The organism is Gammaproteobacteria bacterium, from assembly GCA_041395725.1.
Taxonomy (GTDB): Bacteria; Pseudomonadota; Gammaproteobacteria; order Pseudomonadales; family Pseudohongiellaceae; genus NORP240.
Window position 1 is genome coordinate 4,536,633 of the sequence record JAWKZW010000001.1, and the last position, 23,016, is coordinate 4,559,648.

The following is a 23,016-nucleotide window of genomic DNA, read 5'->3' on the forward strand; positions in this document are numbered from 1 at the left end:
TTGGTTAAAGCTCGCCTGAGGCAGAATGCCACTATCTGTAGGTCTGATTGGCAATTTTGGCTTCTGCCAACATCAACACAATTACCAGGCACAGAATCCACCACCAGATGCGCTGCGGCTGCTCAAGTTCCGCCACCATCTGTGCCGTTCTGACCTCCCGCGACTGTATCGGACTGGTCTCAGGATTGATGATGAGGTCGTTTACCGTGCCCACACTGGTAGCGAGCAGGTTCGACTCCTCGGGAGCCAGGTTCACCGCAAAATACCCGGTCGTACCGTCAAGGTCCACTTCTACAAAGCCTGGTTCCGTAGCCTCGAGGGAATCCCGGCCAACCACCAGGTCGCGGCTGTCTCCGGACGGCAGCGTGACCGCCACTGCGGTTGCCGGCTCTGCCAGGGACGCCAGACTGATGGTTTCGCCGATGGCATAGGCGCGTCTGGTTGTTTCCGGTTCTACCAGGTGTCGAAGCGTTTCATGAACGAACGGCAGGTACATGCCCTGCAGCGCCAGGTTGTTCCATTCAAGATCCATTGTGGAGGCGAACAGTATCACCTTACCTTCACCCACCTGCCGCTCTACAAGAGCGGGAAGCGTGTTGTCGAAACGCATCAGTACATCTGCATCGCCGGTGGGAACCAACTGCCAGTGCCGCTGAAATCGGGCCGTCCAGTCACTATCCAGCGGCTGCAGGATCGGATGACGGCGATCAAAATCGGCGATGACCAGATAATCATCAACAAACCTGTCGCTTGCGCCACGCAATTCGGCAGGGCTGATCTCGCCCAGGAGACGATTAAACTGTTCGGGGTCTACCCTGTCTCCCGGCGCGATAAGCAGGCCTCCGCCGCCCCGGGTGTAATCCACCAGGGCACGGGCCTGGAATGAGGAGAGACCACCGACATTCAGCAGAACCGCCACATCATGCTGCGCCAACAGCTCAGGTGTCAGGCCACTGGCCTCTATCGTGTCCAGGCTGAACGGTGAAACTTCTGCACTGCTCACCGCCAGGCCAAACCAGTGGCCTTCATCGTCGTACCAGTTGGGAGACGCCTCACCGTTTACGAGCAATACGCGGATTTTGCGGGCCACGTCGACGGTAAAGTAGAAACTGTTGTCGGCTCTGAAATTATCGCCGGCGACAGTTACCTGCCCACGCCGAATGCCGGTCGCCGCGAAGTCACCGGTCAGATTGACCACCGCCTCCGAGGCATCCGACAAGTCTACCCGCTGTCTGTCCACGACAGTGCCATCCACCGCCAGGGTGACTTCAGCGTCGCTGAGATAAACTGATCCGGTACTGCGAACACGGGCCAGGATCGACTGCTCGGCACCACCACCTTCAAGCAGACGTTCAGGCGAGCGTACATCGGTCAGTACCAGGTTGCTACTCTCCTCATCAGCCACGTTGATGCCGGTAAAAGCCACCCCGGGGGCCAGCTTCCAATCGGCATCGCTGGCATCGAGTCCAACCTGCTGGTAATCAGAAATCAGGTAAACCTGCTTGTTGTCGTAGCTGGACTCACTCAATAATTGGTCAGCCAGGCGCAGATTCGGCATAAACCGGGTTCCACCGTAACCTGCCTGGGACAGGTTTTGAATCGAGGAGCGCACACTGTCCAGATCGGTGGTCAATTCCTGCAGGGTTTCCACCCCGTCTGCGAAAATAACCAACGCCACTTCGTCGCCGGCGCTCAGCCCATCGATCACGTCGATGGCCTCCCGCCTGGCAGTTTCGAAGCGGTCGCCATAACGCATGCTCATGGAGTTATCCAGCAACAGCACCACGGAAGCCGGGTCGGCATCCAGCAGTCGCGCCATGGTCTGGTTGACCAGGGGCCGGGCAAAAGCGAACACCAGTAACGCGATCAATGCCGCGCGCAGTAATAACAGCAACCACTGTTGTATCTGCTGGAACAGCACCAGTTTCTTGGATGTCTTTTTGAGAAACCGGATAGTGCCGAACATCAGCTTGGGGGGTTTCTCCTTACGTATCAGGTGGATCGCAACCGGCAGCAGCGCGGCGAACAGACCCAGCAGGAACAGTGGCGACAGAAAAACCATCAGTACCCCCGGCCACGCTTGGCGATATAGGATGAAAGTGCCTCATCCAGTGGCTTGCTGGAATTCACCAGACAGTAGTCGACGCCACTGCTCTGGCATTGCTTGCGGCAATAGTCCAGAAACTCGTTCAGATTTTTCAAATAGGCGTCACGAATCGCCGCGGGGGAGGTAATAAACGTTTCGTTACTTTCCAGATCGACAAACTCGGAAGCCTCGTTGAACGGAAAATTCAATTCCGCATCGTCCATAATCTGAAAGGTGATGACATCGTTGCCCATGCTGCGCAGGTTCTGCAGCGCACTGATCACCCGTTTTTCATCATCCAGCAAATCGGTAATGAGGATGACCAGGCTCTTTTTGCGCAAATGGGAAGCCAGGTCGGAAAGCGGCTTCACCGCGTCCGTATGAGTGCCGGACTTCAGGGCCGACAGCGTACGCAGTATATGTATCAGATGAGGCTGCCGACATTTAGCCGGTATGAAATCCCGCACCTTGTCATCAAAGGTAATAAGTCCTACCGCGTCCCGCTGACGCATAATAAAATAAGCAAGTGCCGACGCCAGCGTCTTGCCGTATTCCAGTTTACTGATGCCGCCGGATGTGTAATCCATGGAGGCGCTGGTATCCAGAGCAATGAAACAACGGACATTGGTCTCGTCTTCGAACTGCTTGATATAGAACTTTTCACTGCGGGCGTAGAGCTTCCAGTCCACGTGCCGCATGTCATCGCCCGGGTAATAATTGCGGTAGTCGTTGAACTCCACACTGAATCCCCGCCGGGGACTTTTATGCAGACCGGACAAAAACCCTTCCACAACCACCTTTGCTCTGAGCTCCAGGTTGTCCAGACTGGCCAGCACCTGGGGATCCAGAAAATTCAATGACTCTGCCATACTGCTAGCCTATTTCCAAAAGGACAGACCCTGTGGGTCTGCCGAGATTGCCGGTACCGCCCGCCAGGGCAGTGCCAGCAATACCGATACTCTGCAACGGGAACACGGTAAGCAGCGACTCAGATCGTAGCCGCCGGTTCCGGTACCGCTTCCAGCAGTCTGCGCACGACGTCGTCGGTAGTGACCCGTTCCGCTTCAGCGTGAAAATTAAGTAATACCCTATGCCGCAAGACTGAAGGCGCCAGTGCGCGAATATCGCCGTAGGACACATTGTAGCGACCCAGCAGCAGAGCCCTGACCTTGCCCGCCAGTACCAGGTTCTGCGAGGCGCGAATGCCCGCTCCCCAGCTGACCCAGTCCTTGACAAAATCCGGGGCATTGGCTGACTGGGGTCGACTGGCGTGCACCAGTCGCACGGCGTACTGCACCACTGCCTCGGCCGCCGGGACCTGTCGGGCAATGCGCTGAAACTCCAGAATATCCTCGCCACTCAAGGGATGGGCCAGTGTCGTATCCCTGATCTGAGTGGTATTGGCAACCACCTGCACCTCGTCCTCTTCGGAAAGATAGCCGAGTTCTATCTTGAACATGAAGCGGTCCAGCTGAGCTTCCGGTAACGGGTAGGTTCCCTCAAGTTCGATGGGGTTCTGGGTCGCCAGCACGAAAAACGGTTTCGCCATGGGCCAGGTACGACCACCCGCCGTGACCTGCCGCTCCTCCATAGCCTCCAGCAGAGCAGACTGGGTCTTGGGTGGGGTTCTGTTGATTTCATCCGCCAGCAGAATGTTGGTAAAGATCGGTCCCTGGACAAAACGCAGCTCCCGGCGGCCGTCCTCCTCGGTCACAATCTCCGAGCCCACCACATCGGAGGGCATCAGGTCCGGAGTGAACTGGATTCTGCTGAAATTCACCTGCAGGATATCCGCCACGGTCTTAATCAGCAGCGTCTTGGCCAACCCGGGAACCCCGGTGACCAGACAGTGCCCACCGGCAAACAGCGCGATCAAAAGTTCATCAATAATATCCTGCTGACCCACGATGACCTTTTTAATCTCGGCGACGATCTGCGCACGACCGTCCTGCATCTTCTGAACCAGAGCCAGATCGTCCTGGCTTTCAATCGCTTCCGGGTTTTCTTGTAGTTCTGCCATGGGTAGTTCCTGTGGTTTTAATGGCTAAAAGCGTAAATCAAAAAATTGATACCAATCTTGTAAGCTTCATTAGTGTATCGGGTAGGGTAAGGTTCGTAGAACGTATGTTCCCAGCCATCGCCCAGATCGGTGTTGTAATTGGCCACCATCATGACTCGGCCGTCGTCGTCCAGGATGGCATAAACTGCCGGCGGATAATTCGGATCATCCAGATTGAAGTATCCACCCCGATCCCAGGTCACCATGCGGCCGGGCACCTGGGCCACTTCATCGATATCGAAAAAAATATGGAAGATCTCATGACTGGTATCCAGCTGCACCAGTTCACGTTCCGGAAATATCTTGCCAATCTCCGTGCGCATGTCTTCCAGGTGCGCATCGCCCCAGAAATCATCGACCATGACAAAGCCGCCGCGGAACATGAACTCGCGCAGCGCCTCGATCTCCTCGGCGGTAAAATTGGGGCCGCTGAAGGTGGAGCCGATCGGAACCCGTTTCCAGTTCATGTAAAGGAACATGTGTTCGTACAGGCGGGGGTCGGTCAGTTCAAGCCAACTATGATTTCGCGGATTGGTATCAACGTTGGTATAGCGCTGTACACCGCGCAGAAAATTTTCATCGGAATCCGGGTAGTCGGTATCCCACCAGCCACCCCGGCGGCCAAACCCGTAGCCGCCACCTCGTCCGCCACCGTAATTGGCGTATTTTCCACGCACCCAGGTGAATTCGGTGATGTCCGTTCCATAAAGGGCAAGATCCTCGCCACCGCCAAGCATCAGTGGTTGCACCTGTGCGGAGACCCGCCCCGCACCACCACTTAAGGCGAGTACCGTCAGCAGGGCCAACCACCCGGGACTATAGTTCCTGCCTGACACTCTCACTGTAAGCTTTGTTCCTGATTAATTAGCCGCATCAACCGACTGCAACAGAATTTGCTGGGCACGCTGGTAGCTGGGCGCGATTTCCAGCGCGTTGAGAATGTTGCGTCTGGCGTTGTCCAGTTGGCCGTTGTTCAGATAAGCCTGCGCGAGATTGGTTTGTGCCTCCACCGGATCAGTAATGTCCAGCTTGGCGAGCACTTCGTATTCAGTGACGGCCAGCGCCGGATCCTGAATCAAATCCGCGTACCTGGCTTTCAGCTGATGGACATCGAGCCGGTAAGGATCGATCTGCAGAGCGCGGTCCAGGTAATAATTCGCCTGTTCGATGTCACCCTCCTGGACTGCCGCTTCGGCGAGAACCATGGCGGAAGCATAATCGTGCTGCTGATTTTCCAGCATGATCTGTAATTGCTCCAGTTGAGCTTCCCGGTTGCCTTCCTGTTCGTAGATCTGTGACAACACCAGCGGGGGGCTGGGATAGCCGGTATAACTGGGCAGAATTTCATGGGCATTCTGCAGATGCTCCTTTGCCTCGGCAAAATTCTGTTCCTTGAACAGCACGATTCCCAATTGCAGATGGGCCTGGAAATCCCGCGGCTGGTCGGCGATGCGGGCTCGCATGTGCTGTTTCAGTGAGGTGTTGTTGTAAAGCTCCGCCAGAATGGCACTGGAGTTTTCCCGAATGCCATGCCCATGCCCTTCACCTTCATCGGGCTGGTCTTCCGAATGGACATAAACATTGATCTCTTCTACACGGCCAACGATCCAATCGATAAAACCATTGTTGAAGGTATCCAGATCCTGCCCGAAAACCTCTTCAAACATGGCGTTCTCTTCCTTGATTTCACCGTATTGTTTGACCAGGTCCACCAGCTTGGGGAAGCCAAAAGCGTCAGTGATGTAATCCACCACCAGGTAGGACTGGAAATAGGCAAACCCAAGGTCTGCACTGCTCTGGGCGCCAGTGAAACCGGCGTTCAGATTGGCGACTGGCAACAGTTTGTTGTCTTCTACCGCCCGCACCAGGTCCAGCCCCTGACGTCGGCCCCAGTAAGGTCGGCCCTCGCTTTCCTCCCACACCGAGATCCCCTCGGAGAGCCAGCGCGGCATTCTGTTATTGGTCATCTGCAGGGTGATCACGTGCATGAATTCATGCCACACGATCTCCTGCCAGTTGGCACTGAGGGTATCCGGTGAAATCAGGGTAATTACCTTACCGAAGCAGATACCCACCAGGGGGCCTATATCGGGCAGGCCCACCGAGCGGACCGCGAAGTCTTCGCTGTTCTCAAATACCTCGATCAGCACCTTGTCTTCCGGTTGGTATCCGTACTTGGCTGTCAGCGTATCCCAGGACTCCTCCAATAAAGGCTCCAGGTAAGGCCAGAGGATATCCGCGTCATTCTCGCTCAAATGAACCTTGAAATGCTCGCTTTCGCGAGTCTCGTAGGTCGCCAGCGTATCGAATACCTTGAGCATGTTGGACGTCATGACGTTGAACGGATCATTCTCGAAGCCGATTTCAAGGTTCGCCTTGCCCTCCTCTTCCTCGCCAAGCCTGACCAGATTGGTACCCAGCAACGTATAGGCCTGCCAATAGGTGGGGTCGACGGCAATGGCCGCCCTGGCAAATTCCACCGCCTCGGTAAAACGGTAGGAATTCCCGAATGCATCCGCCACGTTGCTGAGAAATTCCGGGTTACCCGGACTGAAGCTTTCAACCCGCGACAGCAGCTCCTGGTATTCGTCTTCCCGCTCCATCAGCATGGCTTCCGCCGCCAGGGTGCTGAGGGCAGGCAGGTATTCCGGGTTTATCGCCAGCGCTTCTTCCAGCCCGGCGCGGGCCTCCTCTTTGCGATTGTTCCGCATCATGCCGGCAGCATAAGTCTGCAAAGCCTCCACGGATTTTGGATTGAGGGCCATCGCCCGTTGCAGTGACCGCTGATCGCCTGCGGCCCGCGCCAGGCCGACCAGTGCCGGGATGTAACGGTTGTTTATCTCCAGTGCATCCCGGTACGACTGCTCGGCATCTGCCCCATTGTATTTTTCCAGGAACAGATCACCCCACAGCACGTGGGCCTCAAGATTGTTCGGGTTGGCGCGGACCGCTTCATTGAACAGGCTGTTGGCTTCGTGAAAGCGGTCCAGTTGCCAGTTGGCCAGAGCCACCATCGCGACGTCTTCCGAGGCGAAGACCAGGCCATTGTTGTAACGTTGAATCGCTGCTTCCAGATAGCCGACGGCACGGGCTTTCTGCCCCACAAAGCGCAGTACACTGCCGTACTGAACCAGCGCCCTTACCGGGGCTCCCTGGGGATCGGCGTCGACCACCGCCGCCAGGATTGCCACGGCGTCTGCGGAGCGGCCTACGACCCGCAACATCTCCGCCAATTGAGTACTGACCAGTGGGTAATCGACATATTCCCCTCCATCGATCAATTCCTCACAGATGGCGATGGCTTCCTCGTATCGGCCGAGCATGGCGTAAGCCCTGCTGGCGCCTACCACACCTTCGTTACGATCCAGTCCATCGGCGGTCTTGAATGCATCGATGGCCGCTACAAAGGAGCCAGTCTGATAGAGCTGTTCGCCCCGGAACAACGGGGACTCCCCGGTATCGACGAGCGCATCCTGCGCCAACGCGTTGCTGCCCAGAGGCAGCAACAGCGCCAACGTCGTGCATTGAACCAGTTTACCCAGCCTGCTAGTTCTGAAGTAATTCATTGTACTGTCCTGTGGTTCTCGCCAAGTCAATCAATAATTCTTCCATTTGAGCCCAGTAATCATCTTCCAGGAAATCGGCCTTACGCCCGCGCAGAATAAAAACCTGACGCTCCAACTCCTGCACTCTGGCTTTGAAGGCCAGGGCTTCGGGAGACAGGTTTTCGTCAGCCGCGGTCAGTACATCGATGTACGCGATTTCCGCCAGTCGACCATCCGCTTCCGTAGGGGTCGGGTCGATGGTGAACAGCGCGTCGCCGTTATCATCCAGACTGGCATGTTCGGAAGCCAGCCGCCCCTGCTCCTCGTACCAGGCATCTACACTCTGCCGCGCGTAGTTAAACGCTTCCAGCATGGAAACCCGATTGTTCTTGTCCCGATCACCGTTGCGTTGCTCCAGCGCCTCAATGAAATAGCCGGAAAAAATCGGATCAAATTTCTCCGAGGGCGACCTGGTGGCAGAGATCACCACCCGACCCTCGCTGGACAGTGCGGCCGAAAAGCCGTAACTGGCGCTGGTTGTATTGACGATGACGATATCCTGTTCCTCAAACTCATCGAGTGCGGCCGCGAATTCATCCCCGGTAATATCAGGACCGACAATATTGAATTTTGATTCCTCGTCGCGGCCGGTCCCGTGACCTATCAGGAAGATTGAAATCTGATCACCGTCATTGACCTGAGCCGCCAGACTGGCCAATTGAGAAAAGATGGTGTCTCGATCACAGGCCCCATCAATGCGGGTATTGTCAGGATGGGAGTCTTTCCCCCTGTCCAGCAACAGGGTAACTGTATCGGAACTGTAACCATAGTCGCGGATCAGGATGTCATGTAACGAGAAAGACCATTGCCGGAACCGGTTGATGGAATCCTCTCCAACAGAAGGCCCGGTCAGAATCACCGCATACTTACGGGCTTCTGGCTGCTCCCTGAAATAATTGCCCGGGTCCAATAACAGACCACCGGCAGTCTGAGCCGTCGCCGTTACCGCACAAAGGCAGCCAAACACGGCAGCAACAAGCCCTCTGCACGCCACTCTGAAACCAGGCAGCCAGGCAAAATATTCTGTTCTGCTCATCACGATAACCCTTTCATTCGTCTGGCGACCCAGTCAATGCACATCAGCGAGATCAGCAGCGCCAACAGCCAGGGACGATCCCAGAGATCTTCCTGAACTTCTCTGGAATAGGCATTCGGTACGTATTCAATGTCCGAGAGCAGGTTGCCGGCCCGGGAAAAATCATAGAAATTGCCTCCGCTGGCGGCCGCCACCCGCTCCAACAGGCCGGCGTCCATATTGGCATTGGAGTACTCCCGCAATGACGGGGTAACAACAAACGCGGCGCGCTTTTCCGAACTGTCGATTGCCGCATCGCTGGCAGCACTGGTGACGTCAACCAGCAGGTCGTGAACACCCTCATTTTCCACTTCAAAGCTGACCCGGTACACGCCATCCTCTTCGATGTCCCATTCCATGGGGATATCGCTGACCTGCCCTTCAGGATCCGTCACCTGGACCCACAGGGTGGCGTCATTATCAGGCTCGTAATCGTCGCCCAGCACCGTAGCGGAGATACTGACTTTATCACCGACATTATAGAATTCCCGATCAAAATCAACGGTAATACGTTCGGGCGCCGACACGGCGAGCCAGCGCAGAGCCTGCCGCCACAGCGTTTCGTGGGATTGATCCTCGGAGTGCATCATCATCTGCCAGCGCCAGGTGCTGGCCGTGCTGATGGACATGCTGCGACCGCTGCCGTAACGCTGTGACGCGATCACCGGAAGCGGCTGATTCTGAAACTGCAGTATTGGATGTTCAAGCAGAACAGTGGCGCCCGGCTTGGCCCGACCCGTTACATGAACACCCTGAAGTTCAGGCAACTCCTGCCATAGACGGCGATTTTCCGCATCGTCACCGGAAAGTCGCAGTAACGGCGAAAATTCACCATTGCGCGTGAGGCGCGGAAAGTAGAGCTCGCCGGTTGGATGATCACCGCGCCGGATACCACCTCGCAAATGAGAAGGTAGAAAATTCTCCTCCACGATGGTGACCGGCAGAATATCAGCCACTGGCGTACCCAGGTAACCTTCGTCAACCATCCCGGTAATCAGAAATCCACCGCCGCGCTCGGCAACAAAATCATCGATCATCTGTAATTGATCGGCATTGAAAAAGCTGGCTTCAATATCCCCCAGAATGATCGCTTCGTAACGATACAGCTCTTCGCGGCTGTCAGGGAAGCCGGAACTCAACTCGGTTGGCGACTCGATACCCTGCCGATAGAATTTCTCCGGCCCTGTCTGCAGATAAGTCGCCAGGCGCAAGGAACTGTCGCCCTGCACCGCGCGCCTGATGAATTTGTATTCGTTGCGGGGGTGCCCCTCAATATAGAGAATATCCAGTGGGGGTTTCTCACTGTTGTCGACCAGAAACCGGTAACTGTTGTTCTCGGGGATTATCTCTCCATCCTGCAGGGCGACCTGCAACTCGTAGACGATTTCCTCCCGCCGCTCGGGCGTCAGTTGCAGGTCGTATCGTCGGGTTACTCCCTCTTCACCCAGGGTAATCGTGTCGCTGACCACCGGGATGTCCCCATCGAGGATTGAAATCTCAACCTGCTCTCCCTGATAGCCCTGATGATTGAGGGCCACCTGGACGTCGAAAACGGAGCCCTCCAGTACGGTCTTGGCGCTGCTGACATCTACAATACCGATATCCTGGGGGATGTTTTCCTGACCGACGCCGATCGTGAACACAGGCACCTGGCGCGAGCCCAGGGATTCAGCCACCGACAGCGGGTTGGAGTCGGTATTGTCCGCACCATCGGTAACAAGAACAACGCCTGCCAGCGGCAGACCATTTAACTGATCATCCACGTATTGTAACGCCTGTTCCAAAGAAGAAGCATTTCCGCTGCCCTGAAGGTCGGAGGCACTGGCGATACGGCGGGTTTCGTTGTCGAACCGGAATGTCCTGACCTGAAAGGTTTCCGACAGCTGATCAAGGAAGCCGCTTTCAAACAGCAGCCCGCTGGCTGCACCGGCCCGGGACTGACCATTCTGGTCTGCGATCTGCATACTTTCAGAGTCGTCTATCAATATGCCAAGGTAAGTTTCCTGGGGAGTCACCTGGGTAGTGGTAATTATCGGTCGCAGCAGGCACACCAGCAGGAGTACCAGCACAAAGGACCGCAGCCCGATAAAAAACGCTTTCCATGGTTTGCTGATCGGGCGCGTAGTTTTTCTGTAGGTGAACCAGACCAACGCAACGAGCGCTGCCACGATCAGCAGAAATACTGGCAGGCTGACTCCGTAAGCAAACGAGAATCGTCCTTCCTGAATAGCCTGTAAGAGGTTTGGATTAATAAACTGCATTACTGCGGAGCCGTACCCGCCGCCCCCTGATTTTCCGATAATACCCGATAGTACTCCTGCACCAGGTCGCGGTATGCGTCCGGGATATCCTCGTCCATGGCGGCGTACAGTTTATTGTTGATGTTATCCAGCTCAGCCTGCGCCCGCAGTTGGCCTTCCAGCTCGAGAACAGGTTCCAGCAACTGGCGGAATAAATCCGGCTGGTTGAGGAAGTCCTCGATATCCTGCTGGGTCAGTTGCTGGCGAATGGACCGGGCATTGCCGACCGGTGAATTATTGCCATCCGTGTCAATCTGGCCACCGCCAATCTGGTTGTTGTTGGCGTCGCCTCCACGACCACCGGCCTGCTGGCCGTCAGGCTGTCCGGCACTGGCCTGCTGATTGCCACCGGGCTGCTGCCCCGGTTGTTGCCCGGGCTGTTGGCCCGGTTGCTGGCCTGGCTGCTGACCCGGCTGCCTGCCGCCCGGTTGCTGACCCGGTTGCTGACCCGGCTGCCTGCCGCCCGATTGCGGTCCGCCAGCCTGATTCTGTTGCTGCAGCTGCTGGGTAAGCTGTTGGGCCAACTGCTGGCTGCGCTGCAATTGATCGCGCATCTGCCTGACTGTCGGGACACCGTTCTGCTGGTTGCCTTCGTTAAAGGCCAGGGCCTGCTGTTCCAGCTGCCTGATCTGTTCCGCAAGCTCGGCTGCATCGGCGGCAGCCTGCTGAATCTGATCCGAAGGCGTACCCTGCTGCCCCGCGTCCAGTGCCATCAGACGGCTGCTCAAATCAGTCAGCTGATCCTCGATTTCTCCTTCAATATCCACTGCCAGATTCACCATGCCATTACGCAGAACCCGATTACTGGTCTGCATCTGCTCCCTGATCGGGCGGAGCTCGCGACTGGCTTCCTGAGCCTGGGACATCAGCCGCTGATCTTCGTTGTCACCACGCGCGATTATCGCCCTGAGCATTTCTTCGATTTCTTCCAGGTCCCGCTGCTGGCGCTGCTGACTTTCCACCAGCGACTGCAGATCTTCGTCGTTGCGGACCGACTGCCGGGTCTGGCCAAGCCCCTGCTGACGGCTGGTTTCCTGCAGCTGTTCCTGCAACTGACGCTGCTGTTGCAAGAGTTGCTGCCCCCTCTGGCCGATATTCTGCGCCAGCTGGTTAACCGATCGCTCGGACTGTTCATTCAGTGCCTGCTGTTGTTCACGCAGGTTCTCCAGTGCCTTCTGACTCAGTGCCGACGCAATTGAAGCGTCGCCACTCTCGGCGGCCTGACGCATCTGCTCCGCCGCCCGCTGCAGCGGTGACTGGGGCTGCTGCTGAGCCTGCTGTGAACTGCTGCCACTGGAGGAGGAACCGCCCTGGGCCTGCTGCTGCGACTGTTGCTGGGCCTGCTGCTGTGACTGGGGTGATCCCGATTGCGCCTGCTGTGAGCGGGACAACTGCTGCGACAACTGGGCCACTTCGCGGCTCAGCTGTTCCTGCTGGCGCATCAGGCGTTCCAGTTCACGGCGCCGCTGTTCTTCCGTCATCTGGTCCTCGCGGCGGGCCAGGTTACGTTGCGCCCGGGTCAGCCCTTCCTGACGGCGCGCCAGTTCCTCGAGCTTATTGGCTTCCTCGCTGTCCTGCTGTTGACCGCCGCCGGCACTCTGTGGGGTCTCATAGCGATTTTCGAGCCGGCCCAACTCCATTTCGAACAGTTCCCGCAGATCTTCACGTTCCTGCTGGGCCGCACCACCACCGCCGCCGCCACCGCCCTGCTGCATACTGATCTGGGTGCGATTGATGTTGGCCTCGGCTTTCAGAATGTACTGCAGGGCAGCCTGTTCCGGCGTGAGCGCACTGGTAATCTGCTGCTGGTCCAATTCGTTGGCAGCAACATTCATCTGCTCAATGGCCAGCGACAGGTTTTCCACCGCCTGGTCATAGGAATCGTCGGAGAAGTTAAGCCGTTCGGACAGGCGATCTATGGACATCCTGGCCCGTTCCGTAGCCTCCCGCTGGGATTCGGCAATAATCTCGGCATCCGCCAGAAACTCATCGGGCGACACATCGCCCTGGCGGTTACGCAGCTTCCAGGTGGCAGCGATCACGTCTTTCTGGATTCTTACCAGCGCGCTGCTGTCGCCGCCCTGCTGGCCACCGCCACCGCCACCACCGCCGCCACCGCCGCCACCGCGGCGAAACTCCTGATCAGTGGGGATCACTTCCAGGAAGTAGATATCGGAGATCACTTCCTCCGGCCCTTCCAGCCCGTTGTTGTCAGCCATGGTGAGATAGTAAGAAACAAAATCACCCGGTTCTACCTGCAGATCCTCCAGGTAGATCAATTCTGTACCCGATACGGAGCGCACGTCAGTGCCGTTGAGGAATTGAACGGATCGCTCATCCTGGCCGACCACGCTGTAATGCAGGCTGAATTCGCTGATCCCGTAGTCGTCGCTGGCATCAACCTCAATGACCACTTCCTCCAGCGGCATGACTTCCTGATCATTACCGGGACGCTTCAGCACCAGCTCCGGCGGCGTATCCTCGATGGCGCGAATGTAGTAGTCCAGCGGATTCTGGGTCTCCAGTTGTTCGAAATCCCGTGCCACTATCCGGTAGACGGTGTCAGCACTGACGGTAAAGGAAGCCACGCCGGTCTCACCCTCCAGGCTGAGTGGAATGTCTTCATAGACAATCACTTCCTCACCCTCGTCATTGTAGGAAGGCTGGAACAGGAGAGTTGCTTCCGCGATGGGCTTATTAAAAGTCAGCGTCAACTCAACCGCGGTGCCCTCGGGCACCACCATGTCACCACTGTCAGTTTCCACGGTGTCTTCGAAGCCGGTGTAATCCGGATAATCAAAAGCCACGTCAATCTGCTCCACCTGGGGCAGATCGAACAGTTCGATCTGATACTGGGGCGAGTTGTATTGCTCGGCTTCGGTGAACGTCACATAGTAAGTGGTGTCCTCATCCAGGCTTGGGATGTAATAGCTATAGGTAGCGCTGTCGCTGCCACTGCCATCCCTGGACATGGTGTAATCACGCCAGTTGACATTATCGTCCTGGAGCCTGAGAGTGACGGTGCCGGGGATAGCATTATCCACCCGCGCAATGACGGTGACACTGCTGCCCCGCTGTAATTCAAGGTTACCCGGTTCCAGCGCTATTTCAATCGGTAACGGGGGTGTTTCCACCACGACCACCGGCGTCTCGATGGCAAATGGCCAGGCCAGTTTGCTGCCGGCGTTCAGGAGTGTTTCTGACAAGCTGAACAGCACGCCCAGCGCAACCACAACCAGGCCCGCCCCTGCCAGACTGAACCAGGACTGCCGCGCCGGAATAACTGTTTCAACATGCCGCTCCTGCTGCTGTACATGCTCCTGGGCATCCAGCCACAACTGCTGGATAAACTGATAGGAAACACCCCGGCGGCCATGCAGCAGTTCATCATCGGTAAACTCCAGGGAGGTCAGCAGGCGCTGTTCGAGATCGGGAATTCGCGCCTCCACATAGCGGGCGAGATTGCGATCGTCAGCCCTGCCGAAGTGAAGCACCCGCAGCAATGCCCAGAGTATTGCCACCCCACCGGCCACAGTCAGAACAAACAGTGCGATTGTGCCGGTACGGCCAGGTTCCAGCCAGGCCTCGATACCCGTCATCAGCAAAACCAGTGCCGATAATCCGATCACAGCCAGACCCAGGTATTTGACTGCAAAAAGCAGGCTGTGCCGACGGCGGATTTTCTTGAGGGTTTGTCGCAAGGTAGAGAATGTAGGGGACGACATGGTGAGCTCTTCCGTCGAATGTAGTTAAGTCGCGCGCTTTACACGGCCAGGTGCGGACTGATGGGTGGCGCCACTTTCACTGCCACGGCCGGCTGCCCTGTATCCCGTCCTTTCCTGTCTTGTCCTGACCTGACCTGTCCTGTCCTGTCCTGTCCTGTCGCCGGTTTATCTCGCCAAGTTCTGTCGGTCGTGAATCCGATTACCTGGTGACCGACATCAACAGCGGACTACCAGCAACCTGCCAGACTGCAGCCGGTATCGGGCAATCTGCCTGGTCGGTGCCCGAATCAGTGGTACTTGCTTTCATTAAACTGCCCTAACTATCCCACTAGTCGGCCATGAAAAGCAAGCCGGCAGCGCATACGGGGCGGACAAAGCGCGTCATATTTCCGACAGTCCGCCAACTGCCCGAAACAGTCAGAAAAGCGCACAGACAAGCCGCTCTTCTGCCCGCTTTCGGACAGAATGGTGAGCCGCTTTTCAACCCGGCTTTTCCCGGATTATCCACTACTCACTATCGGGTACGTCGGCCACCCCCATTTCGATTGGTCGGTAGTGGGGAGAATCGTCGGGAAAAACCCGGATACCCTGCCCGGATACGCCGGCAAGCAATTCATCGAGACTTGAGTAGTGCCGCAGATCCTGAAGTGTCACAAGAGTCGGGTGAATGACTTTCAGTTCCCGCCGCGCAACTTCCTGCAGCGCCCGGACCGGGCTGATCCAGCGGAAATCTCTTATCTCGCCGTCGTCGACAGTAACCTCAACCTGTTCGTAAAGGGGACAGAGGAAAAACCAGGTGCTGAACCGTAGCGGCAGATTTTCGGGCGTGGTCCAGTGCGCGGTGTGAATAAGGTGCCGATGATCAATGGTAATCCCCGCTTCCTCGCGGGTCTCCCGCACTGCCGCTCGCAGTGCCGCCTGATACTCCCCGGTACCGGATTCCGAGGGGTAATCCTGTGGGTCGATCTTGCCTCCCGGAAAGACCCAGCATCCGGGAGTGAAGGCCAGGTTTTCATCCCGCCTTAACAACAGGACTTCAAGGTCAGTCTGCGCTTCCCGAACCAGCACAACAGTGGCAGCGGGTCTGGGTTCAACCATTGATATTCTCCGTTAATCGCCCGTTCAAAGCCCCCCGACTCACCCCATGGCAGCAGGTAAGCGCCTGTTTCAGCGCGCTGACCAGGACGAAAACGACACCGGATGCGCAGCGCTCAAGCTAGCGCTTCTGGCCGCCGGTTGCAATTGCGCTGCCCGGGACGGCAAAATCAGCCCTGGCCCATCAAAGCAAGCCTTGCCTGACACCCCCTTGCATGAAAAAACACATCCTGCTTCTTTCCGCCTACGATGCCATGAGCCATCGTCAGTGGCGTCAGTCACTGGCAAGTCTGTTCCCGGAGTTTACCTGGACTCAGCTGTCTCTGCCGCCTCGGCATTTCAGCTGGCGCGTGCGGGGCAACAGCCTGCTCTGGGGGCAAGGCGAACACGTGGAACTGGAGCAGTCGTACGACCTCCTCATAGCCACTTCGCTGGTGGACCTGGCCAGTTTACGGGGGTTCCGCCCCGCTCTGGCCCGGATTCCCTCGGTGGTTTACTTTCACGAGAATCAGTTTGCCTATCCACGGAGCCCTGAACAGGTTCAGCGCCCCTATGACACCGACCTGGATGCAGCCCTGGTTTCTCTCTATTCAGCACTGTGCGCGGATCGGGTGGTTTTCAACAGCGACTACAACCGGCTAAGCTTCCTGGCGGGGGCCAGACAGCTGTTCAACCGGCTGCCCGACCGGCTGCCCACCCGGTTGATGGAAAAACTGTCGCTTGCAGAGACTTTACCGGTGCCACTGGACCCGGCCCTTACAGGTCATCGCAGCGCCAGCAGGACAGAACCGCTGCAGGTCGCGCCTGCAGTCCTGACGGTGGCCTGGAACCACCGCTGGGAATACGACAAGGGGCCGGCTCTGCTGCTGAAGCTGGTAAAAGCGGTTGTCGACCAGGAACTGCCGATTCAATTCTGCATCATGGGCCAGCAGTTCCGTCGTCAGCCTGAGGAATTTGAACAGCTTGGCCGACTGTTGGCCGCTCACGACAGACGCAACCCCCACTGGCCGTCTCATCTGGGCTATGTGCCTGACCGGAGCGACTATCTTGGCAGACTGGCATCCTGCGATGTGGTGCTGTCCACGGCGATACATGATTTTCAGGGTCTGGCTGTGCTGGAGGCCTGCGCACTGGGCTGCACTCCCCTGTGCCCGGACCAGCTGGTATACCCGGAGTATCTGGACCAGCGGTTTCTTTATCCGGCGCCACCGGGCGGCAAGGATGACGTTACGCTGCAGGCACTGCTGACCAGCTTGTGCGCCTGGCAGCGACAGCTGGCCAGCGGACGGCCGCTGCCAGCGTTTCAACCAACCGCTTTTGCAGCAGCCACCCTGAAAAAACGTTACCTGGCTCTGTTTGAAGCACTGTGGCAATAATCGCCCGGCAGGAATGCCCCTGGCTCGCCGGCCAGCGCAAAAAAACTATTCGGCCGGCTCGAGCAGCGGAAAAACAATTTCCTGACCGATCTGCACCCGATTGAAATCCAGGCTGGGATTGTACTGTCGCAACAGCCAGATCGGAGTTGAATACCGGCGCCGGGCGATGGAGCCGATGTTGTCATTGGCTGCGACCCGATAATGATCCACGTCCTGAATCCGGTAATTGCTGAAAAATTCCTGCTGCATCCGCACGTGGAAATCCCGCCGTCTGACCTCGAATTCCGAGGCAGGAATGCGCGCGAAGTCCAGCTTCAGGCGTTCACCTATAATGACAGGCTCCCGAAAACTCATGTTATTCAGACGCCTGATATCAGTGGCCCGGATTCCCAGCCACTCGGCATAGTGCCCCAGGGTCTCCGAAGCCTGAATCTGAATGGTGCCGTCCGCCGCCACGCCATAGTCAGAGGGATCCGCCAGCAGTTCCTCGACCAGTTGCTCGTTGGTTTCGGCGACACTGAGGCTGGACTCCTGCGCCACCGCCTGGCCCTGCTCGTCAGATGCAGCCTGTTCGAGTTGCTGATTGTCAGGCAGGACCGCCGCCGGTGGCAGCAGCTCTTCAACCTGAGCCAGTTGCACGGGAGCGGGTGACGGTGCTGCCTGCCTGTCGTCAGAGTGCGAGTCTGCAGGTGAGCCGGCGCTTGCCAGGGTCTCGCTGGCAATTACCAGCCGGGCCGGTGATTCCTGAGGCGACGAACCGGCTTCAGCGCCGCCAGCGCCAAAACCTGGCAGGCTCAATTGCTGCCCCGGAAAGATACGGTGCGGGTCGGAAATATTGTTCAGGCGTAACAGCTCTGCTTCTCCCACATCAAAGCGGGCGGCAATCAGGGACAGCGTGTCACCGCGCCTGACACTGTAGACGCCGTCACTGGGCACCGGCATGTCTGCCACGGCCAGCAGGCGCTGAGCCTGGGCGTTGTCCTGCGGCAGCAGCAGACGCTGGCCGATCTGGATCCGGTTGCGGCTTGCCAGCTGATTGAGCGACGCCAGCTTGGCAACCGTGGTATTGAAGCGTCGCGCAATGACGGAAAGACTGTCACCACGCTCGACGACATAGGAGACATCCGGCGTCTGCACGGCAAATTTGTAATCGGCAGGGATCTGGGCAAGAACCCGCGCCGGGTCGTCAGCGACACTGCTGCGCAGCTTGACGGGGAAATCCCGAGGAATACGCTTGGTGCCGTCCCAGACGATGGGTAACAATGCCGGATTGTCTGCTCGAAGCTGTTCCAGGCTGACTCCCACGGAACGGGCAAAAACCTCGGCATCGACGAAGGCGTCGGTTCGCACCTCGACAAACTCAGGCGCCTGATCGAGACGAAAGTCACCGAAATACTGCCGGGCGTTATTCTCGACATCCAGTACCGCCAGAAATTGCGCGTAGAAGTTCCGGGATGCAAACCCGAAAGCCCGCCCCCGGTAGTCGGCGACAATGTCCTCAATGCGATCGGTGCCCAATTGACGCTTGGCCCTTGCCATGCCCCCGGCGCCGTGATTATAGGCGGTAAGCGCCAGCGGCCAGGTGCCCAGAATGCTGTAGTTGTATTCCAGCAGACTCATGGCGGCATGAGTGGCCGTATAAGGATCCAGTCGTTCGTCGATTATGTGATCGATGCGCATGAAACGCTGCCCGGTCGCACGACCGAACTGCCACATGCCGGAGGCCGACGCGCTGGAATAAGCCAGGGGATTGAATGAAGACTCCACATGGGGCAGAACACCCAGCTCGAGGGGCAGGTTTTTTTCCCGGATCACCTGGTTGATATGCGCCCGGTAAGCGCCCGAACGAATCAGCCCGCCAAGAAACCGATCCGATTGCCCCAGCTGCCAGCGGATATTGGAGGATGCCTCCGCCAACGTTGCGTTGCTTGTATCCTCTCCCCATAAAGCAAGAATTTCCCGCTGGCTGTCAGTCAGGCCGCTACGTCGACCAGAGGCCAGCACCTCCAGATCCTTACCGATCTGCTGGCGGGTCTGTTCGATCAAGCGACGGTCCAACGGCAGGCTTCGGTAGATCACAGCCAGATTTCTGGCATCGTGCAGGTAGCCGCTGCGGGTATCAACTTCAGTGTAGACTTTAATCCAGAATTGAATGGCCGGCTCCAGTTCCGGGGGGCGGGGAAACAGGGAGCGATCCTGGGCCGATGCGGAACCTGCCAGCAGCAGCAGGAGCAGGAGGAGCAAACTTGGAGATCTGGTAAAACCCATTGAGTCTGGACTGAATCGCTTATCGATGACCCGGCCGGTAAGATTGACCAGGCGATTATTTTCGTTCCGAATTCTTCTGCCTGTCTCGTGTCGCGGGCAACAAATCCGGTCGTGATTGCACGCCCCATGCGGGGCACCGGTCTGACCTGCAGCTGCCTTTTTAATCCTGCTGCTGCAGCTGCCGCGGGCGGCTGGCGCTAAACGACGGACATCGTAAGGTTTATCGCCCCGGCGTTAACGATCTTTATGCAACGTCACTGACCTTGTACGCTCGAGATTCACGAAACCGGGTAGAGTGTAGAAACCACCGGTCCTGCTGTAAAGGGGCTCGACAGACGGACCATCCTGTTTCAGCCCCGTTCTGTCAGGCTTTCCCGCCGATGCCCGCCAGCGCGGTGCCCACGCCCGGACCGCAGACTCAGGGCATACCGTCCAGCTCGGCGCCTTCCTTGACCGGCACCATCAGATCCTCTCGAGAAACCTTCATATAAAGGATGGTACTGCTCGCCACGTAGATGGACGAGTAGGTTCCAACCACCACGCCGATTGTCAACGCAATGGCAAAACCACGGATGGAATCACCGCCCACGATCAGCATGGTAACCAGCACCAGCAAGGTGGTTAATGACGTGATCAGGGTACGACTGAGTGTCTGGTTCAGGGAGACATTGACCATCTCTTCCGGCGAGCCTTTGCGCATGCGCCTGAAATTCTCACGAATTCTATCGGCCACCACGATGGTATCGTTCAGGGAATAACCGATTACTGCCAGCAGTGCCGCCAGTACGGTCAGATCGAACTCCAGATGAAAGAGCGAGAAAATCCCCAGGACAATAATGACATCATGGGCCAGCGCGGAAACTGCGCCGACTGCAAACTTGAACTGGAACCGTACCGAGATATAGATCATGATGATCCCGAGTGCCACCAGCATACCCAGGCCACCCTGCTCGGCCAGTTCTTCACCCACCTTGGCGCTGACGTAATCCGAACCCTGTAACTGAATCTCGCCGTTGGTGGACTGCCGCAGCAGGGCCGCCAGCTCCTCGCCGGTCTGCAGCGCGGCGGCTGACTGATCCTCCTCGGCCACTTCTTCGTTGACCGGCAGGATAATGCGGATATCCCGGTCGGAGCCGAAGGTCACAACCAGCGCATCGCCGTAACCGTTTTCCTGCAGGGCTTCATTAACCTGCGGAATATTGACGGACTGGTCATAGGCCAGCCTGACCGAGGTTCCACTGGTAAAATCCAGGCCAAACTGGAGCGAGTTCACCAGTAGCGACACCAGCGAGACGACTACCAGTAAACCGGAAGCCATGGCCGCAATACGGCGTTTGCCCATAAAATCAATCTGTCGGTCTATTATCATGCTCGCCTGGATCCTTGCTCGATGAGTGCTGTGCCGTGTGCCCTGTCAATTGCCTGTAAAGTGCTTTCAGGGCGCCATGAAGGTGCCCCGCAAGCGCTAGGACGTTGCACCCGTAGGGGCTGCCGCCTTGTTGTTTTTCTGCCCGCCGATAGACAGGGTCCGGAGATTGCGACGCCCCCCGTAGATCAGATTTATCAGCGCCCGGGTGCCAACGATGGCGGTAAACATGGAGGTGATGATACCGATCATCAGAGTGACCGAGAACCCTTTCACCGGCCCGGTGCCGATGGTAAACAGCACCACCGCCACCAGAAAAGTAGTCAGGTTGGCGTCCAGAATCGTGCTGAACGCCCGATCATAGCCCGCGTCGATTGCCTGCTGCGGTGGCAGACCGCTGGCCAGCTCCTCCCTGATGCGGGTGAAAATCAGCACGTTGGCGTCAACCGCCATGCCCACCGTCAACACGATACCGAATATCCCGGGCAGGGTCAGTGTGGCAGGAATGATCGACGACATCACCGCAAAAATAAGCAGAATATTCATGACCAGCGCCACATTGGCAGCGAAGCCGAACACCCGGTAATAAACCAGCATGAATGCGACCACCAGCAGCGAGGAGATGACTACCGCGTAAAGGCCCTGCTGCAGGTTTTCCCGCCCCATAGTGGGACCGATAACCGATTGCTCCACTATCATCATCGGTGCCGCCAGAGCACCGGAGCGGATCAACTGCCCCAGATCATTGGCTTCCCGCTGGGTCAGGCCGGTAATGCGGAACTGCCGCCCCAGCGCAGTCTGAATCGTGGCATGGCTGATCAGCCTGCTTTCCTCGTAAAACTCGATTTCCTCGACTTCCTCGCCGTTCTCATCCAGGTAGGAGTTGGTGCGGGATTTGGTTTCGATCAGCAGAATATCCATGTTGCGCTGCACGTTCTCACGGGTGACCCGGTTCAACTGTTGCCCGCCCTGGGCGTCCAGGTTGATGGACACCTGGGGTAGACCGTTTTCATCCAACGTTGCCCGCACGTTACTGATGCGGTCTCCCTGCAGGATCACGTCGTTATCCACGTTGATCAATTGACCCTGGTATTCGTAGGTTTCGTAACTCAGCGACGGCGCCCCTAACTCAGCCTCCAAATGAAACTGCAGCGTGGCAATCCGCTGCAGGATACGGATCGCCTGGGCCGGGTCCTGCACGCCGGGCAATTCCACCACAATACGGTTGGCACCCTGCTGCTGAACAGTAGGCTCTGCCACACCCAGCGCATCCACCCGGTTCAGGAGAGTGACCCGGTTGGTCTGTATTGTGTCCCGCTGGATTTCCAGAATGGTCGTCTCGGTCATGCGCAGATCCAGTATGGCCTCGCCGCTGAGCTCACGGTTTTGAAACAGGAGTTCCGGAAAGCCATCGCGTAACTCAGACCTCGCCAGAGAGCGGGTGTCTTCATCGGCAAAACGAATCTGAATATGAGAATTACTCACCAGCTCCATGCCGAGCGAGCGGATTCTGGCGGTTCGCAACTGATTGCGAATATTGCTCAGGTTGTCTTCCATGCGCCGGGTCAAGGCCGCTTCCATGTCCACTTCCATCAGGAAATGAACACCCCCCTGCAGGTCGAGACCGAGGTTCATCTTGCCGGCTCCGATACTCTGCATCCACGCCGGCGTAGTAGGTGCCAGATTCAGCGCGACGATATACTCGTCCGACAGCGCCTCTTCTATTGCCGTCTTGGCCCGTAACTGATCGTTCAAATTATTGAGTCGGATCAGGCCACTTTCATCCTGAACCTGCTCACCGAAAAATTCGATCTGGGCAGCCTCCAGAGCGGTGGTGGCAATCGCCAGGTCCGCCTCGGTAACCGGAACGCTTTCGTGGGATATCTGCAACGCCGGGTCGTCGGGGAACAGGTTGGGGGAGGAATACAGAAAACCCAGCACTACGACCAGGAGTACCAGGGCATTTTTCCAAAGTGGGTATTTGTTCAACATGTTGCGTCAGTCCCTACGGGTCACAGTCAGGCCAGGTTCGGCCCTGGCTGGCTTCTGCTTTTTTCGGAG

At 57.4% G+C, this 23,016-nt stretch carries 13 protein-coding genes; 1 reads left to right on the plus strand and 12 read right to left on the minus strand.

Annotated elements, in window-relative coordinates; genetic code table 11:
* Nucleotides 1-31: 31 nt before the first annotated feature.
* The 9 genes from R3F50_20070 to R3F50_20110 all read right to left on the minus strand — a co-directional run bounded on the left by R3F50_20070 (nucleotide 32) and on the right by R3F50_20110 (nucleotide 15,948).
* Complete coding sequence (locus R3F50_20070; protein ID MEZ5492585.1) at nucleotides 32-2,062, minus strand: VWA domain-containing protein; 2,031 nt, start codon at nucleotides 2,060-2,062, stop codon at nucleotides 32-34.
* On the minus strand, nucleotides 2,062-2,955 hold the full coding sequence (locus R3F50_20075) for a DUF58 domain-containing protein (GenBank protein MEZ5492586.1): 894 nt from the start codon (nucleotides 2,953-2,955) through the stop codon (nucleotides 2,062-2,064). The genes R3F50_20070 and R3F50_20075 overlap by 1 nt, the downstream gene beginning before the upstream one ends.
* A gap of 119 nt (nucleotides 2,956-3,074) precedes the next feature.
* Complete coding sequence (locus R3F50_20080; GenBank protein ID MEZ5492587.1) at nucleotides 3,075-4,106, minus strand: MoxR family ATPase; 1,032 nt, start codon at nucleotides 4,104-4,106, stop codon at nucleotides 3,075-3,077.
* Between the two features lie 17 nt (nucleotides 4,107-4,123).
* Complete coding sequence (locus R3F50_20085) at nucleotides 4,124-4,987, minus strand: DUF4159 domain-containing protein (protein ID MEZ5492588.1); 864 nt, start codon at nucleotides 4,985-4,987, stop codon at nucleotides 4,124-4,126.
* Between the two features lie 18 nt (nucleotides 4,988-5,005).
* Nucleotides 5,006-7,711, minus strand: coding sequence for a tetratricopeptide repeat protein (locus R3F50_20090; protein ID MEZ5492589.1), 2,706 nt, complete (start codon nucleotides 7,709-7,711; stop codon nucleotides 5,006-5,008).
* Entirely contained in the window at nucleotides 7,692-8,786 is a 1,095-nt protein-coding gene (locus R3F50_20095; GenBank protein MEZ5492590.1) for a hypothetical protein, read from the minus strand. Before R3F50_20095 ends, R3F50_20090 begins: the two co-directional genes overlap by 20 nt.
* Nucleotides 8,786-11,086 carry a VWA domain-containing protein gene (locus R3F50_20100; GenBank protein MEZ5492591.1) on the minus strand — a complete coding sequence of 767 codons (2,301 nt, stop codon included), beginning with the start codon at nucleotides 11,084-11,086 and terminating at the stop codon, nucleotides 8,786-8,788. Before R3F50_20100 ends, R3F50_20095 begins: the two co-directional genes overlap by 1 nt.
* Nucleotides 11,086-14,850, minus strand: coding sequence for a DUF4175 family protein (locus tag R3F50_20105; protein MEZ5492592.1), 3,765 nt, complete (start codon nucleotides 14,848-14,850; stop codon nucleotides 11,086-11,088). The genes R3F50_20100 and R3F50_20105 overlap by 1 nt, the downstream gene beginning before the upstream one ends.
* Nucleotides 14,851-15,357: 507 nt before the next feature.
* Nucleotides 15,358-15,948, minus strand: coding sequence for an NUDIX hydrolase (locus tag R3F50_20110; GenBank protein MEZ5492593.1), 591 nt, complete (start codon nucleotides 15,946-15,948; stop codon nucleotides 15,358-15,360).
* A 212-nt stretch (nucleotides 15,949-16,160) separates the two neighbouring features.
* On the opposite strand from R3F50_20110, the gene R3F50_20115 reads away from it, so the two are divergent.
* The gene (locus R3F50_20115; GenBank protein ID MEZ5492594.1) at nucleotides 16,161-17,321 is read left to right on the plus strand and encodes a DUF3524 domain-containing protein; all 1,161 of its coding nucleotides are present in this window, start codon (nucleotides 16,161-16,163) and stop codon (nucleotides 17,319-17,321) included.
* 45 nt (nucleotides 17,322-17,366) lie between these two features.
* On the opposite strand, the gene R3F50_20120 is transcribed toward R3F50_20115, so the two are convergent.
* The 3 genes from R3F50_20120 to secD all read right to left on the minus strand — a co-directional run bounded on the left by R3F50_20120 (nucleotide 17,367) and on the right by secD (nucleotide 22,947).
* Entirely contained in the window at nucleotides 17,367-19,565 is a 2,199-nt protein-coding gene (locus R3F50_20120; protein ID MEZ5492595.1) for a LysM peptidoglycan-binding domain-containing protein, read from the minus strand.
* Nucleotides 19,566-20,007: 442 nt separating this feature from the next.
* Nucleotides 20,008-20,958, minus strand: coding sequence for a protein translocase subunit SecF (gene secF / locus R3F50_20125; GenBank protein ID MEZ5492596.1), 951 nt, complete (start codon nucleotides 20,956-20,958; stop codon nucleotides 20,008-20,010).
* Between the two features lie 96 nt (nucleotides 20,959-21,054).
* Entirely contained in the window at nucleotides 21,055-22,947 is a 1,893-nt protein-coding gene (gene secD, locus R3F50_20130) for a protein translocase subunit SecD (GenBank protein ID MEZ5492597.1), read from the minus strand.
* Nucleotides 22,948-23,016 lie beyond the last annotated feature (69 nt).